The 15,570-nt window shown below is 63.0% G+C and carries 11 protein-coding genes; 10 read left to right on the top strand and 1 reads right to left on the bottom strand.

The window, feature by feature from the left end; all coding sequences use genetic code 11:
* Positions 1–55: 55 nt before the first annotated feature.
* From tssF to CFB43_RS02190, 10 genes are all read left to right on the top strand, one after another.
* Positions 56–1,891, top strand: coding sequence for a type VI secretion system baseplate subunit TssF (gene tssF, locus CFB43_RS02150; RefSeq protein WP_089493989.1), 1,836 nt, complete (start codon positions 56–58; stop codon positions 1,889–1,891).
* Positions 1,855–2,955, top strand: a complete 1,101-nt coding sequence (gene tssG / locus CFB43_RS02155; RefSeq protein ID WP_089493990.1) for a type VI secretion system baseplate subunit TssG — start codon at positions 1,855–1,857, stop codon at positions 2,953–2,955. Before tssF ends, tssG begins: the two co-directional genes overlap by 37 nt.
* 52 nt (positions 2,956–3,007) lie before the next feature.
* Positions 3,008–5,677, top strand: a complete 2,670-nt coding sequence (gene tssH, locus CFB43_RS02160) for a type VI secretion system ATPase TssH (protein WP_089493991.1) — start codon at positions 3,008–3,010, stop codon at positions 5,675–5,677.
* Positions 5,678–5,719: 42 nt separating this feature from the next.
* The gene (gene tssA / locus CFB43_RS02165; protein WP_089493992.1) at positions 5,720–6,841 is read left to right on the top strand and encodes a type VI secretion system protein TssA; all 1,122 of its coding nucleotides are present in this window, start codon (positions 5,720–5,722) and stop codon (positions 6,839–6,841) included.
* A 121-nt stretch (positions 6,842–6,962) separates the two neighbouring features.
* Positions 6,963–9,641 (top strand): type VI secretion system Vgr family protein, encoded by a 2,679-nt coding sequence (locus tag CFB43_RS02170; protein ID WP_089493993.1) that lies wholly within the window; start codon positions 6,963–6,965, stop codon positions 9,639–9,641.
* Between the two features lies 1 nt (position 9,642).
* On the top strand, positions 9,643–11,166 hold the full coding sequence (locus tag CFB43_RS02175) for a hypothetical protein (RefSeq protein WP_089493994.1): 1,524 nt from the start codon (positions 9,643–9,645) through the stop codon (positions 11,164–11,166).
* 46 nt (positions 11,167–11,212) lie between these two features.
* A complete protein-coding gene (locus tag CFB43_RS37520) occupies positions 11,213–11,962 on the top strand; it encodes a hypothetical protein (RefSeq protein WP_144023031.1) in 750 nt (249 codons plus the stop codon).
* Positions 11,963–11,994: 32 nt separating this feature from the next.
* Positions 11,995–12,780, top strand: a complete 786-nt coding sequence (locus tag CFB43_RS02180) for a hypothetical protein (RefSeq protein WP_089493995.1) — start codon at positions 11,995–11,997, stop codon at positions 12,778–12,780.
* A gap of 49 nt (positions 12,781–12,829) precedes the next feature.
* Positions 12,830–13,585, top strand: coding sequence for a hypothetical protein (locus tag CFB43_RS02185; RefSeq protein ID WP_144023032.1), 756 nt, complete (start codon positions 12,830–12,832; stop codon positions 13,583–13,585).
* Positions 13,586–13,812: 227 nt separating this feature from the next.
* Positions 13,813–14,469, top strand: a complete 657-nt coding sequence (locus tag CFB43_RS02190) for a hypothetical protein (protein ID WP_089493997.1) — start codon at positions 13,813–13,815, stop codon at positions 14,467–14,469.
* A gap of 138 nt (positions 14,470–14,607) precedes the next feature.
* On the opposite strand, the gene CFB43_RS02195 is transcribed toward CFB43_RS02190, so the two are convergent.
* Positions 14,608–15,570, bottom strand: coding sequence for an OmpA family protein (locus CFB43_RS02195; protein WP_179254786.1), 963 nt, complete (start codon positions 15,568–15,570; stop codon positions 14,608–14,610).

Genomic DNA, 15,570 nt, shown 5'->3' on the forward strand with positions numbered 1-15,570 from the left:
ACCGCCCGGTGGTGGATCAGGGTCCGGCAGGAAATATTGAGGTTCGGGGTCGTCGATGGAAGAATTGCTGCCGTATTACGAGCGCGAATTATCGTTTTTGCGGCGCTATTCGCGAGATTTCGCCGAACGCTATCCGAAGATCGCGGCGCGGCTCGCGCTGTCGGGCGAGCATTGCGAGGATCCGCACGTCGAGCGGATGATCGAGTCGTTCGCGCTGCTCGGCGCGCGCATCAACAAGAAGCTCGACGACGATTACCCGGAATTCACCGAAGCGCTGCTGGAAGTGCTGTATCCGCACTACCTGCGGCCGTTCCCGTCGTGCTCGATCGCGCAGTTTACGCCGGCGTCGCCCGGCCAGCAGACCGAACCGGTCGTGATCGATCGCGGCACCGAGCTGAAGAGCCGCCCGATCCGCGGCGTGCAGTGCCGGTTCCGCACCGCCTATGACGTGACGCTCGCGCCGATCCGCATCTCGGAAGCCCGCTATACGCCGGTCGCGCTCGCGCCGAGCGCGACGGTGCTGCCGTCGAACGCGACGGGCGTGATCTCGATCACGTTCGAATCGCTCGCCGCGCAGCTCGATCTCGGCGCGCTGAAGCTGCCGACGCTGCGCGCGCACCTGCACGGCGAACAGTCGTTCGTCGCCGCGCTGACCGACTGCCTGTTCGTCAACGTGCTCGGCGCGTATGTCGAGCCCGAACGCAACGGCCGCTGGACCGCGCTGCGCAAGCTGCCGATCGCGCATGCCGGCTTCGACGAGGACGACGCGCTGATCGACTACCCGGCGAAATCGCATCCCGCGTATCGCCTGCTCACCGAATACTTCGCGTTCCCCGACAAGTTCGATTTCGTCGACTTCGACATCGCGGCGATCGCGCGCGCGAGCGGCCGCTGCCAGCGCGCGACGCTGCATCTCGTGCTGCAGGACGTGCGCAGCGATTCGCACGTCGCGCGGCTGCTCGAACTGCTGACGGCGAGCCACTTCCGGCTGTTCTGCACGCCGATCGTCAACCTGTTCCGCCAGCACGGCGAACCGATCCGCATCACGCACCGCGCGGTGTCCTACCCGGTGATCGCCGAGGCGCGGCGCGCGTTCGCGTACGAGGTGTATTCGATCGATTCGGTGAAGCTCGTGAGGCAGCAGGCGCACGAGGAGTCGGTGATCGAGTTCCGGCCGTTCTATTCGCTGCACCACGGTGAATCGGCGCGGATCGGCCATTACTGGTTCGCGCGCCGCAACGACTGGGTCGCGCAGAAGAGCCCCGGCTACGAAACCGAGATCTCGATCGTCGACATCGATTTCGAGCCGACGTCGCCGCAGACCGACACGCTGAGCCTCGACCTCACCTGCACGAACCGCGACCTGCCGGCGATGCTCGCGTTCGGGCTCGAAGGCGGCGACTTGTTCCAGGAAGGCGGCGCGCAGACGAGCGGCATTTCACTACTGTGCCGCCCGACGCAGAGCGTGCGCTTCGAGCGCGGCCGCGCCGCGCATTGGCGGCTCGTGTCGCATCTCGCGCTCAATCACGTGTCGCTGGTCGCGCATGGCCTCGCGCCGCTGAAGGAAATGCTGACGCTGTACGACCTGCGGCGCACCGCCGTGTCGATGCGCCAGATCGACGGCCTGGCCGGCATCGAGCAGCGCGGCGCCGTGCAGTGGCTGCCCGGCAAGCCGTTCGCGACCTTCGTGCGCGGCATCGAGATCCGCCTGACGATCGACGAGGAACACTTCGTCGGCGCGAGCCTGGCCTCGTTCGTGCGCGTGCTCGACAGCTTCTTCGGGCTGTACGTGCACCTCAACAGTTTCGTTCAACTAGTCGTCGTGTCGAAGCGCACCGGCGAGGAGATCATCCGATGCAAGCCCCGGACCGGCGAATCGATCCTGGCGTAGTCGACGCGCTGCTCGACGAGCCGCACCGCTTCGAGTTTTTCCAGGCGGTGCGCGTGCTCGAAGGGCTGTTCGCGCGGCAGGCGTCGGACGCGCCCGGCGCGTGGCGGCAGGGCGACGTGGTCGCGCAGCGCATCGAATTCCGCAATACGTTGTCGCTCGGCTTTCCGCCGAGCGAGATCGAAGGCGCGCGTTCGTTCGACGACGATGGCACCCACCTCGACACGGGCGAGGCGCGCGGCGCCGCGCTCGCGGCCGGTGAGCTCGGCCACGTCGAGCTGACGCCCGCGTTCTTCGGGCTGCTCGGCGGGCAGGGCGCGCTGCCGCTGCATTACACCGAGCAGATCGTCGCGCGCGAGCACCTGAAGCGCGACCATGCGGCGCGTGCCTTCTTCGACGTGTTCTCGAACCGCGCGACCGCGCTGTTCTATGCCGCGTGGAAGAAATACCGGCTGCCGTTCCACTACGAGCTCGACCGTGACGAGCGCTATCTGCCGCTGTTGCTCGCGATCGCGGGCGTGCCGAGCGACGAGGTGCGCGACAGTCTCGCGGCCGGCGTGGGCGGCGTGCTCGACGAGGCCGTGGCCGGCTATGCGCTTGCCGCGCGGCACCGGCCGATGTCGGCCGCGTACCTGCAGCGCACGCTGTCCGACTATTTCCGCGTGCCGGTGAAGATCGACCAGTTCGTCGGCAAGTGGTACGACGTGCCGCCCGACCAGCTGAGCGTGCTCGGCGAAGTCAACGCGGTGCTCGGCGCGACGGCGCTCGTCGGCGAACGCGTGTGGCAGCGCGACATGCGCGCGCGGATCGTCGTCGGCCCGCTGTTCAAGCGCGACTACGAGGCGTTCCTGCCCGGCGGCGCGCACGCCATCGCACTGGAGCGGATGCTGACGCTGCTCGCCGGCGTCACGCTCGAATACGAAGTGAAGCTCGTGCTCAAGCGCACCGAAGTCGGCGCGAGCGTGCTCGGCGCGGGCTCGCGGCTCGGCTGGGACGCGTTCCTCTGCACGCGCGACGCGATCGACGACCGCTCCGACGCCCGCTACGAACTGCACGTGATTCATTGATTCACTCATTCCAAACGACAACAAACACGCAATCGAACCTGAGATCGACGCCATGAGCACGCCTCTGAAGACCCTGATCACGAAACTGAACCCGCTGTGCCGCCACGCGACCGAGCGTGCGGCGAGCGCGTGCCTGGCGCGCGGCCACTACGAGGTCGATCTCGAGCACCTGTTCCTCGCGTTGCTCGACGAAGCGACGGGCGACCTGCCGCTCGCACTGCGCGCGAGCCGCGTCGATCCGCATGCGCTGCACGCCGATCTCGAGCGCGAACTGACGCGCCTGAAGACGGGCAACACGCGCACGCCGGTGTTCTCCGTGCACCTGATCGCGCTGTTCGAACACGCCTGGCTGATCGCGTCGCTCGACTCGCAGCTCGGCCGCATCCGTTCGGGGCACCTGCTGCTCGCGCTGCTGACCGCGCCCGATCTCGCGCAGTTCGCGCAGCGGATGTCGTCGCAGTTCGCGGAAATGAACGTGACGGACCTGAAGCACAAGTTCGACGAGATCATGGCCGGCTCGAGCGAAGCCGAGCCGCGTCAGGCGGACGACGAAGGGAGCGACGTCGCGCCGGCCGCCGACGGCCTGGCGCCCGCATCTGGCCCGTCGAAGACGCCCGCGCTCGACACGTACACGACCAACCTCACGCAGCGCGCACGCGACGGCAAGATCGACCCGGTGATCGGCCGCGAAGCCGAGATCCGCCAGGCGATCGACATCCTGATGCGCCGCCGCCAGAACAATCCGATCATGACCGGCGAGGCCGGCGTCGGCAAAACGGCGGTCGTCGAGGGTCTCGCGCTGCGCATCGCGGCCGACGACGTGCCGCCGCCGCTGCGCGGCGTCGCGCTGCACGCGCTCGACATGGGGCTGCTGCAGGCCGGCGCGAGCGTGAAGGGCGAGTTCGAGAACCGCCTGAAGAGCGTGATCGACGAGGTGAAGAAGAGCGCGCATCCGATCATCCTGTTCATCGACGAAGCGCACACGATCATCGGCGCGGGCGGCCAGGCCGGTCAGAACGACGCGGCGAACCTGCTCAAGCCGGCGCTCGCGCGCGGCGAGCTGCGCACGATCGCCGCGACGACGTGGAGCGAATACAAGAAGTACTTCGAGAAGGACGCGGCCCTCGCGCGGCGCTTCCAGGTCGTGAAGGTCGAGGAGCCGAGCGAGCCGCTCGCGGCCGCGATGCTGCGCGGGATGTCCGGCCTGATGGAGAAGCACTTCAACGTGCGGATCCTCGACGACGCGATCACCGAGGCCGTGCGCCTGTCGCACCGCTACATCAGCGGCCGCCAGCTGCCGGACAAGGCGATCAGCGTGCTCGACACCGCGTGCGCGAAGGTCGCGCTCGCGCACAGCGCGACGCCGGCGGCGATCGACGACACGAAGAAGCGCATCGAGCGGATCGACGCGGAAATCGCGTCGCTGGAGCGCGAGGCAGCGGGCGGCGCGTCGCACGACGAGCGGCTCGGCGAGCTGCGCGGCACGCGCGACACGGCGCTCGAGCAACTGGCGAAGGACGAAGCGCGCTATGAAGCCGAGCGCGTGATCGTCGCCGAGATCACCGAACTGCGCGAAGCGCTCGACAAGGCACGCGGCCCGTCGGAAGACGGCCAGCCGGTCGACGTGCAAGCCACCCGCGACAAGCTCGCCGAACGCGTCGCGGCGCTGCACGCGCTGCAGGACGGCGAGCCGATGGTGCCGCTGCAGGTCGACGGCCACGTGGTGGCCGAGATCGTCGCCGCGTGGACGGGCATTCCGCTCGGCCGGATGGTGAAGGACGAGATCGACACCGTGCTGAACCTGCAGCCGCTGCTCGCCGCGCGCGTGATCGGCCAGGATCACGCGCTGGAAGCGATCGCGCAGCGCGTGCGCACCGCGACCGCGAGCCTCGAGGATCCGAACAAGCCGCGCGGCGTGTTCATGTTCGTCGGGCCGTCGGGCGTCGGCAAGACCGAGACGGCGCTCGCGCTGGCCGACATCCTGTACGGCGGCGAGCGCAAGATGGTCACGATCAACATGAGCGAGTACCAGGAAGCGCACAGCGTGTCGGGCCTGAAGGGCTCGCCGCCGGGCTATGTCGGCTATGGCGAAGGCGGCGTGCTGACCGAGGCCGTGCGCCGCAACCCGTATTCCGTCGTGCTGCTCGACGAGGTCGAGAAGGCGCACCCCGACGTGCTCGAGATGTTCTTCCAGGTGTTCGACAAGGGCGCGATGGACGATGCGGAAGGCCGCGAGATCGACTTCCGCAACACGCTGATCATCCTGACGTCGAACGTCGGTTCATCCGCGGTGATGCAGGCGTGCCTGAACAAGCCGGCCGAGGAGCTGCCCGATCCGGACGCGCTCGCCGAGACGCTGCGCCCGCAGCTGTACAAGACCTTCAAGCCCGCGTTCCTCGGGCGGATGAAGGTCGTGCCGTACTACCCGATTTCCGACGACGTGCTGGCCGAGATCATCGAGCTGAAGCTCGAGCGGATCCGCCGCCGGATCGAGGCGAACCACAAGGCCGTGTTCGAATGGGACGAGTCGCTCGTCGAGGCGGTGCTCGCGCGCTGCACCGAGGTCGATTCGGGCGCCCGCAACGTCGACCACATCCTGAACGGCACGCTGCTGCCGGAGATCGCGGGCCATGTGCTCGGCCGGATCGCCGACGGCGAGGCCATCGCGCGCATCGCGGTGCGCGCGGACGAGGCCGGCGAATTCACGTACACCGTCGAATGAGCGCGGCCAAGCAACGCAAGCATTTGATGAACTGACCGAACCATGCCGATCAATCTCCCCGAGCTGCTGACGCCGATCAGCGAGGCGTCGCCCAGCGGCGACGATCTGCTGTTTTCGAACGAATTCGACGCGATCCAGGATGCGCGGCGCTACGACGATCCGACGCTCGACCAGGGCGAGTGGGTGACCGAGATCAAGGAGGCCGACTGGGGCTTCGTGGTCGACCATGCAGGCGAGCTGCTGCGCACGCGCACGAAGGACCTGCGGCTCGCCGTGTGGCTGACCGAGGCGCTCGCGCTCGAGGACGGCATCACCGGCCTCACCGAAGGCTATGCGCTGCTCGAGGGCCTGTGCCGCGACTTCTGGGACACCGTCCACCCGCTGCCCGAGGATGGCGACACCGAGCACCGGCTCGGCAACGTCGCGTGGCTGTCCGGCCGCACGGCCGAGCTGCTGCGCGCGGTGCCGATGACGGACGGCGCGTCGAACGCGTTCAGCACGCTCGACTGGGAAGTGGCGCAGCACGTCGCGCAGGCCATCAAGCGCGACCCCGAACATGCGGACGACATCGCACGCGGCAAGCCGTCGATCGAGCAGATCGATTCGTCGCGGCGCGTGACGTCGATCGCGTTCTACACCGCGTTGCTCGCGAACCTGAAGGCGTTCGAATTCGCGCTCGATGCGTTCGAGGAGCGGCTCGTCGAGCGCGCGGGCGATTCGGCGCCGAGCTTCCGGCAGGCGCGCGATGCGTTCGAGACCGTGTACCGGCTCGCCGAGCGCTTTGCGCGCGAGCAGGGCTATACGGGCAGCGCGCCGCACACGCAGGCGGCGCAGCAGGCGCAGCCCGAGCGCATCGAGCCGGTGTTCGGCAACCCGATCCAGACGGAGGACACTCACGTGCAGCCGCAGCCCGTTCCGCGCGCCCCGGTGACGCAGATGATCGCCGGCATCCAGAACCGTGCGCAGGCCGTCGACCAGTTGCGCGCGGTCGCCCGTTACTTCCGCCAGACCGAGCCGCACAGCCCGGTCGCGTATCTCGCCGACAAGGCCGCCGAATGGGCCGACATGCCGCTGCACAAGTGGCTCGAGAGCGTCGTGAAGGACGACGGCTCGCTGTCGCATATTCGTGAGTTGCTGGGTGTGAGGCCGGACGAGCAGTCGTGAAGACGATGTGGTGGCGGCGCGCGTGACGCGTGCCCGGACGCCGTCGTGCGGTGAGAGAAGGGCTCTTTCCTGAGAGCGCGGACCCGGGCGGGTCCGCGGCAAACAAGAAGATGAGTGACGCATGAACATGACAGAACTGGCGCAGGCGATTCGCGGTGGCCTGATTCAGCAGGATCGCCTGCTGAAGACAGACATCCCGTCGCTGCCGAACAACGCGCTGGTGCCGCGCCGGGCCGTGATCTGTTCCGAACTGGGCCGAGACTTCAGCGTGACGCTCGATCTCGTGTCCAGCGCGAGCGACGTCGAGCTCAAGACGCTGATCGCGCAGCCGATGACGCTGTGGATCCAGCAGGTGGACCGGTCGTATCTCCCGATCAACGGCTACGTCCATACGGCGCGCCGGCTCGGCACGGACGGCAGCCTGTCGGGCTACCAGCTTACCTTTGCGTCGTGGATGCACTTCCTCAAGTTCCGCAGCGACATGCGGTACTGGCAGGACAAGCCGGTCGACGCGATATTGGCCGACGTGTTCGATACGCATCCACAGGCCAGGGGGCGCTATCAGTTTGCGCTGTCGAAGCCGCTGCCGTCGCGGTCCTACTGTCGCCAGAGCGAAACCGACTGGAACTTCGTGCATCGCCTGATGGAAGACGAAGGGCTGTTCGGCTTCTGGCGGCATGCCGAGGACGGCAGCGCGCACACGCTCGTCATCACCGACGACCTGCACGCGCTCGACGAAGTGTCGCCGAATATCGTCCGGTTCGACCGCTCGGGAGCCGGGAGCGAAGCCACCGGATTCACGCAGTGGGCCGCGTCGCGCACCTTGCAGAGTTCGCAGCACACCACGCGCACGTTCGATTACAAATCGCCGTCGACGCCCGACAATCCGAACGGCACGACGTTGCCCACGAAGGCCGGTCAGGGCGATCTGCCGGGCCAGACGGAGATCTACGAATACACCGGCGCATACACGTACGCGGGGCAGGACCGCGGCGAGCATCTGTCGAAGATCCGCCTCGAGGAATGGGAGTCGCGCGCGAAACGCTTCTTCGGCGTGGGCGGCGTGCGGGGGATCGACGCGGGGCGGCGCTTCACGCTGGCGGACCATCCCGAGCACGACCGCGATTCGGCGCAGGACCGGGAATTTGCGGCCTTGAAGGTGTCGCGGTACATCGAGAACAACCTGCCGATCTCGGACCACGAAGCGAACTTCCCGCACAGCCTGCAGGCGCGGCTCGCGCAGGCCAAAGCCGGTCACGGTTCGGCTGTTTCGTTCGAAGTGGGTCATGACGACGGTTCGGCCGGGTTCTATCTCGTCGAGGTCGAAGCGCAACGTGCGGCGGTGCCGTATCGCAGCCCGTTCGAGCACAAGAAGCCCGTGATGCAGCTCGAGACGGCCGTCGTCGTCGGGCCGAAGGGCGAAGAGGTGTATACGGACGAGCTGAACCGCATCAAGGTCATGTTCGTCTGGGACCGGCAGAACGGGGGCACCGAAACCGCATCGTGCTGGATGCGTGTCGTGCAGTCGGATACCGGCGGCGGCTACGGCGCCGTCCATATTCCGCGGGTCGGCGAGGAAGTGCTGATCGGTTACATCGGCGGAGACTGCGACCGGCCGATCGTCATGCATCGCGTCTACAACGGGGCAACCAGGCCGCAGTGGCATAGCGACGGCATCCTGTCGGGCTTCCGGTCGAAGGAGTACGCGGGGTCGGGGCACAACGAGATGGTGCTCGACGACGCGACCGGCCAGAACCGTGCACGCCTGTTCAGCAGCAGTGCGAATTCGCTATTGCATCTCGGCTACCTGATCGAGCAGAACGGCAACACGCGGGGCGCGTATCTCGGCTCGGGGTTCGACTTGCGCACCGATGCGTATGGTGCCGTGCGTGCCGGGCAGGGGCTGTACGTCACGACGCATCCGAAAGCGGCGAATAGCCAACCGCTCGATGCGAGCGAGGCGCGGGACCAACTCACCGATGCAGACGGGCTACTGGAAGCGATGTCGCAGGCCAGTGAAATGCATCAGGCCGAAAGCCTCGGCCCCGGTCACGACGCATTGAAGCAGTTCGCCGATGCGACGAAGAACAGCGTGGCGGGGGCGTCGTCGGGCGGCAGGACGTCGGGCGGCGGGACGGGTGACGCGAATGCGTTCAAGGAGCCGGTGATGCTGTTCGCGAGCCCGGCGGGGATCGGAATGGCGTCGCAGCAGAGCGCGCACGTGGCAGCGGACCGGCACGTGAACCTTGTCAGCGGTCAAAGCACGCATCTCGCGAGCGGCAAGTCGCTGGTGGCGAGCGTCAAGGACAAGCTCAGCCTGTTCGTGCAGAACGCGGGCATGAAGCTCTTCGCCGGCAAGGGGCCGGTCGAGATTCAGGCACACAGCGACAACGTCGAGATGATTGCGCAGAAGGCGATCAAGGTGTTATCGGCGACGGCATCGATCGAAGGCGTCGCGAAGCAGGAGATCCTGCTGACGGCGGGCGGCGCGTATGTCCGGATCAAGGACGGCAACATCGAGATCCACGCACCGGGCCAGATCGACGTGAAGGGCGGGCAGCATGCATTCAGCGGGCCGACGAGCATGCACAAGACGTTCAAGGCCGAGGGCCGCAAGGCGGACATGCGGATTCGCTATGTCGACGCCGACGGCAACGTGCCGCACGGGGAACCGATCAAGTTCGCGACCGAGGACGGGACCGAACATAGCGTCGCGCTCGACGCGGAAGGCCGGGCGGAATTGAAGAACATCGATTTTGACGAGTTCGTGGCCAGCCAGGTCAAACGGACGGGAGAGTGAAATGGGCAGGCCGCTTGTTCAGCATAATGTTTGTATTGATTTGCCGGGGGAGGCAGTGAGCTGCCGAGCCGAGACGGATCTGACGGTGCTGTTGCGCAAGCATCGGGACGTGGTGTTCGACATCAAGCTTCATGCTGGCGCGACGTATACCGTCACGACGACGCATCCCGATCGACCGACTGGGCGCTTTTATGACACGAAGCGAAAGGTGAATACCGGTGAGACGACGTTCAAGGACGGGGAGTCGTGTCACATCTGGATCGGCCGTAATTTCGAGGGGAGCCTGATTCTCAAGCAGGGCCAAAAGGTACTGGGGTGCTATCCAATTGCCAAGATGGACTGTACAAAGGGTTGCACTGACGACCCGAAGGACAAGCCGGCGCCCTTGTTGATCGTCTTGCACAACAGTCAGTCTGGTCAGACGCTAGCGAATGACCTGGAGCGGCTTGGTAGCGCGTCTACCGCTGGTCAGCAACCCGTGCCAGCCCTCGATCACTCCCGAGCGGGGCGATCGGGGCTGAAAAATGCGGCCGTGGCGGAAGGCAGGACTCAATTCGCATCTGCACCGGTTCCGCGTTCAGAAGCAAGAGCGACCAAGCCCAGGGGAGGGTTGCCGGCTATCCATGCATTTAAGGTCACGCAGACCAGCGGTTCAGAGGTTCCAGAGGAGCTTACTGCGTTTTTTAAGAGTGGTACCCGAGTGTTCAAATGGGATCCTACGGGGACGATCTCGCGGAACTTTCTTATCGGAATGGTCACCGGATCGGCCGGATTCGGATACGCATGGGATGCATTCGGTCCGAATGGACCGCTTAGGGAGTTCTGGAACCGCGAGTTCCTGATGCATAGAAATTCGGCCGGTGAATTTAGTCTGCTGTTTTCGACGTCCGCGAAGGAGCGCAAGCTCTTCGGCTGGCTCCTGGCTACTTATCAGGCACGAGCTAATGACATGCGTGTCATGACGTTGGCTGCGGGTACGGGCTCTCTGACCGCGCCGTTTCGAGCTTCGTGGGAAAGCGTAAAAGGAGGATTGAGTATCAAGACGCTAACCGGCCGGATGTTCTATTTTGCCCTCGCAGTAGATACGATGGCCTGGGCTCACGATTACTGGTTCGAGCCAGTTGGCAGTCCGGCGCATAAGGACATAGTGGACTTGCTGGCAATACTGATATCCGATGGGCTGCAGGCAATATTTACGACGATATTTGCAACGATTGCATACGCCCTAGTCTTGGCTTTCGTCGCAAGTGGGACGGCGATCGCCCTTCCGGTTACGGTCATTGCCCTTGGGTTGTTGGCAGTCACATGGGTATTCGGCATAGGTGTCGCCATGGCATTTAACCATTTTGGCGTGGCCGAAGGGTTGGCGTCGGTGATCCGGGAGGCTGGTGCGACTATGGAGAAATTTAACGAATACGTATCGAATCTCATTCGCGAAGCCGGAAAGCTGCTGGAGCAGCAAATTCCTGCTGATTATGGGAGTTCATACTCCGAATCGTCGTGGGTAATATTTCCGGCGCAGTGACGTCATGAATTAGGATGCAAGGGAAGTTTGACTCAGTGGGGATGGTGTGGAAAGAACGAGAATTGACGATAATCTTAAAACGGCGATGTTAGGTCTGGTGATCGGCATTGGTCCTGTTGGTATCTATTGGATCATGTTTGGAGACAGCGGATCGCCATTTCAGCCGTGGAGGATTGCACTTACTGTTCTGGTTATTTCCTCGCTGGTACTGATTGCAAATTATATTTTCAATCGCCAATCGAAGCGACTCGTTTGGGCAGGCGTTGCGACGTGCATCGGCATGTTCGGGCCGATGTGGTTGATGTTCGGGTCATGGTGTTTTTTCTATTTTGGATTTGCTCCTCTGCCAACTTGGTTGCGATATCTCGGTTTTTCGACCTGTACTCTGATTGTTGCTTGGTGGGTAGTGCTTTCATGGTGGAGTTATCGGCGTGCGACTGTCCGATTTGATTTGACTAAAAAACTCTACATGGTAAGGGGCGACAGGATCATTTATCCGGCAGGAGCTTCTGATGCGGAAGTCTCTGAGCTTGAGGGGCCAGGCCGCTCCTGGATCATGCCGATGTGGGTTGTTTCGATATTAGGTCCTATCGGTGGGGGATTTGCGATATCGACGATACATATGGGTACCGGCAATAGCACCCTGCACGTTCCACTTATTTTTCTATCCGTTTTTGCGCTTCCGGCTACGTGCTGGTTGTTCGCTAAAATGATTGCGCGAATTTTCTTTTTTCATGTGTATCTTGCTTGGAAACTCGAACGACAGACCGGTAAGAAAGTCATACTTGCTCCATAAATATAGACTTTCTGCTTCCTCGGAGTGACGCCATGAAACCTGATGTGATGCGCGGCTCAGGCGATAAGAGGAAAGGCAACAGAACCCGGATTGATGATCATCCGTTGGCCGCCAAAATCGGATTGGTAATTGGAATCATCCCTATAATCATATATTGGCATGCATTCAACGGCTTTTGGTCGTCTAGGCTACCCTGGGTCATTGCCTTGGTGCTGGAGATCGGGTGTCCCCTGTTTTTGTATGTGCATTATTTTCTGAATCGGCAATCGAGGCGGCTGATTTGGGAGGGGGTTGCAGTGTGTGTCGGATTTATCCCGACATGGATGCTGCTCGGTTCGTACTGGTTGTTTTATTTTTGTTTTGCGCCGATGTCAGTTGCAATTCGCTCGATTGCACTTTTGATGTGCTTGGCGGTGACGGCAACTTGGGCCTGGCTCTCATGGGCTGCTTTTGCTCGGGAAAATGATCGGCTTGGATTGCTTGAGCGGCTTTTCAAGAACGAAAGTGATCGTATTGTGTATCCAGACGAGTCTGATTCTGTTATTGGAAAGCTGGACGGGCCGGGAAAATCGATCGCAGTCCCATATTGGCTGGTCTCGGTGGTCGGTCCGATTCTTATCGGATATTCTATGTTGTCAGCCCGGCTTTTTGAAGGGAATGGTGGGCCGCATGGGATGTTTATTATCTTGTCGGCGATAGGGCTTCCTATCACTTGCTGGCTCATGATGAAATTCTTTGTGAGATTTGCTTATTTTCATATTTATATCGCTATCAAGCTAGAGCGAAAAACCGGGAAGAAGGTCATTCTTGGATCATGAGCGTCGATCATCTGAAACCGAGGGTTGCCAGCTTTTTGAACCGTAAATAATGACAATTGACCTTGATGATGCTTCACCGATAGATTTTCACGGAAAATTGGCGGTTCTTGAGCTGGTGGTGAGTTCGCTCGTGGCCGGCGGGTATTTCGTGTTTTCACAATTTGGGGTGGTCGCGGCCTCGTTGTGGAAGTTAGTGCTGGCCGTTCAGCTCTTCGTGTCGACTGTAATGATTTTGCACTATGTGATGAACCGACGGCCACGTAGGCTCTGGGTGGAAGGCATTGTCTCAATGCTGATGCTGTTCCCGTTTTTGATGATTGCATTGCTCTGGCTGTTTTATTTGCTGTCCATCCCGATTCCGCTCGTATTGAAGGTTTCGGTAATAGCGGCTTGTTTCGCGCTTATCGCGCGTCATGCCTTCTTGGTTCTTTCGGACTTTCGTCGTGCGGCAAAGATAGAGTCAGTCGTGCAGACGATTTATCACGACAATGGAAAAAACCTGGTCCTGCGTCATTCTTGTGGTGGGTATATCGATGGTTTGACAGCAAGAAATCCATTGAAACCGGGGGTGTTGTCGGTGGTTGCGTATTTGACGCCGCTCGCAGCTGCGTTAGGGGGGAATGTGAATCATGTTTTTGACGAGAACATCGGTCCCCACGTGTTGTGTATCGTTTTTTCGCTTCTTGCGTTTCCAATGACGCTGTCACTTGTCGGGAATTTTTATGTGCGGCAGCTATTCTTTCGTGTGTATTTGCCGTTGAAGCTTGAGCGGCGAACCGGCAAGAGAATCATCCTCGCGCAATGACCTGTAATTCGTTGCTGGTCGTACCGGCCACATATCGCCCCGCATGCAGCAGCGTCCGCTTCGCAACGCTCAGATTCCCGTGGCACCGCCACAGCCTGAAAATACGTGACGGCATTTGACTCAATACCGCCAATGGAAACGACGGAACCTGCACCATCCACGATCGATATCTCGCAATCTTCAAAGCGAATCTGCTCGCCGGCGCATTCCTGATCGGATGTGCGGTTATGATCGGATCGCCGCTGTTTCTCGACGATTCGCTGCCGTGGAAGATCGCCGCTGGTGTGGCGCTGGCCACCAGCATCGGCCAGGCCGCTGCATGGCGAGTCGACGACGGGCGCGGGCGCCTGTGGCTATACGGCGTGGCTGCGGTTCTCGCAAACGCGTCGATCTACGTGTGGATCGCGGGTATCTCGTGGATGTTTTATGTGTCATCCGCGCCGATGCCGTCGACGCTTCGCGCCGTATGCATCGCAGTGGCCGTGACGGGAACCCTTCTCTGGGTGGTCGTGACGGCCCGCCAGGTATCCGCCGTTCTCGGGAAGCCCGAGTTCATCGTGCAGGCCTTCAGAGACGCAGGCAGCGAGATTCAGTACAGCCCGTCGGCAATGCAGCAGTTGAGCACGTTGTCGAACCATCGCGGCCCGATTGCCCGGATCGCTCAGGGGCTCGTCCTGTTCGCCGCGCCGGCCGTGTTCCTGGCTGTGAGGATACGGGCACCTTTGCCGGCGTCAGCGGATTTGTTGTTGTTTTCGACGGTGTTGCTGACCCCGTGCTCGCTGTTCTTCGCGGGCCTTGCCGTCAAGGGCATCCTGTTGATGATTGTCACACCCCGTCGGCTGGAGCGCGTTCACGGGAAGCCGGTCACGTTGATGGACGATTGAAACAGCGAGGCTGGCGGCCGGTCACGATTCGACAGCCGCCAGCGAGGGTTTAGAGGGCCTGCATGCCGACAGCCCCGCGCGACCCGCATCCAACGAAGCGATGCGAACACCGCCCCGCGAGGCGGCAACGCCCTCCGCCTACTGCCCCACCCGAAACTCGATCCGCCGATTCCGTGCCCGCCCATCCGCCGTATCGTTCGGCGCGATCGGCTGATCCGGCCCGACGCCCGTCGTCGTCATCTGCTGCGGCGGAATGCTCTTCGTGATCAGGTAGCCCTTCACCGAATCCGCGCGCGCCTGGCTCAGCGCGATGTTCGACGTGCGGTTCCCCGAGTTGTCGGTGTGGCCGATGATGTCGACCGTGCGGTTCGGCATCTTCGCAAGTGCCGCCGCCATCTGGTCGAGGATCAGCTTGCCCTGCGGCGTGAGCGTCGCGCTGCCCGTCTCGAACTCGATCGTCCGGTTGGCAAGCGTCTGGTCGAGCACGCCCTGTTCGGACGCCGACACGCGCAGCCCGTTCTTGATCGTATACGTCGGGTTCAGCGTGTTCGCCATGTCGCTCGCGAGCTGCTGGCGTTGTGCCTCGTTGTGCACCTCGCCCTTCATCTCGATCTGCGTGCCGTTGATCTTCAGCTGCCCCTTGCTGATCTGCTTGAGCTGCGTGCCGAGCAGCTTCTGCACGTTCGCGCTCCAGTTCGGCGGTGTTGCGACGTCCCCCACCTCGATCTGGTCGACGACGTTCGTCGCGCCGTAGGTATCGCGCAGCTTCTGCAGCACGGCGGCCTTGGTCGCCTCGTCGGGCACCTTGCCGCCGACGACCACCTGGCCGGGCGTCGCGGTCGCGGGCGGCGGCGTGACGGTGTTCGCGGTGCCGGCCGTGCCGTGCACGACGGCGCCGGACGCCGTCCCCGGCGCGGCGCCGGGGTTCGCGGACAGCGCGGTGGTCGCGACCGTGCCGTTGCCGACCGGTGTGACGGTCGCGCCGGTGTTCTGCGCGAGGGCCGCGCCGCTGGCGAAGAGCCCGGCAGCGAGGAGGGCGGCGACGGCGGGCGAGCGCGCGGCCGAAAAGCGCGTGCGCCGGGCATGAATCGTGCAATGCAT

The organism is Burkholderia sp. AU15512, assembly GCF_002223325.1.
GTDB lineage: Bacteria > Pseudomonadota > Gammaproteobacteria > Burkholderiales > Burkholderiaceae > Burkholderia.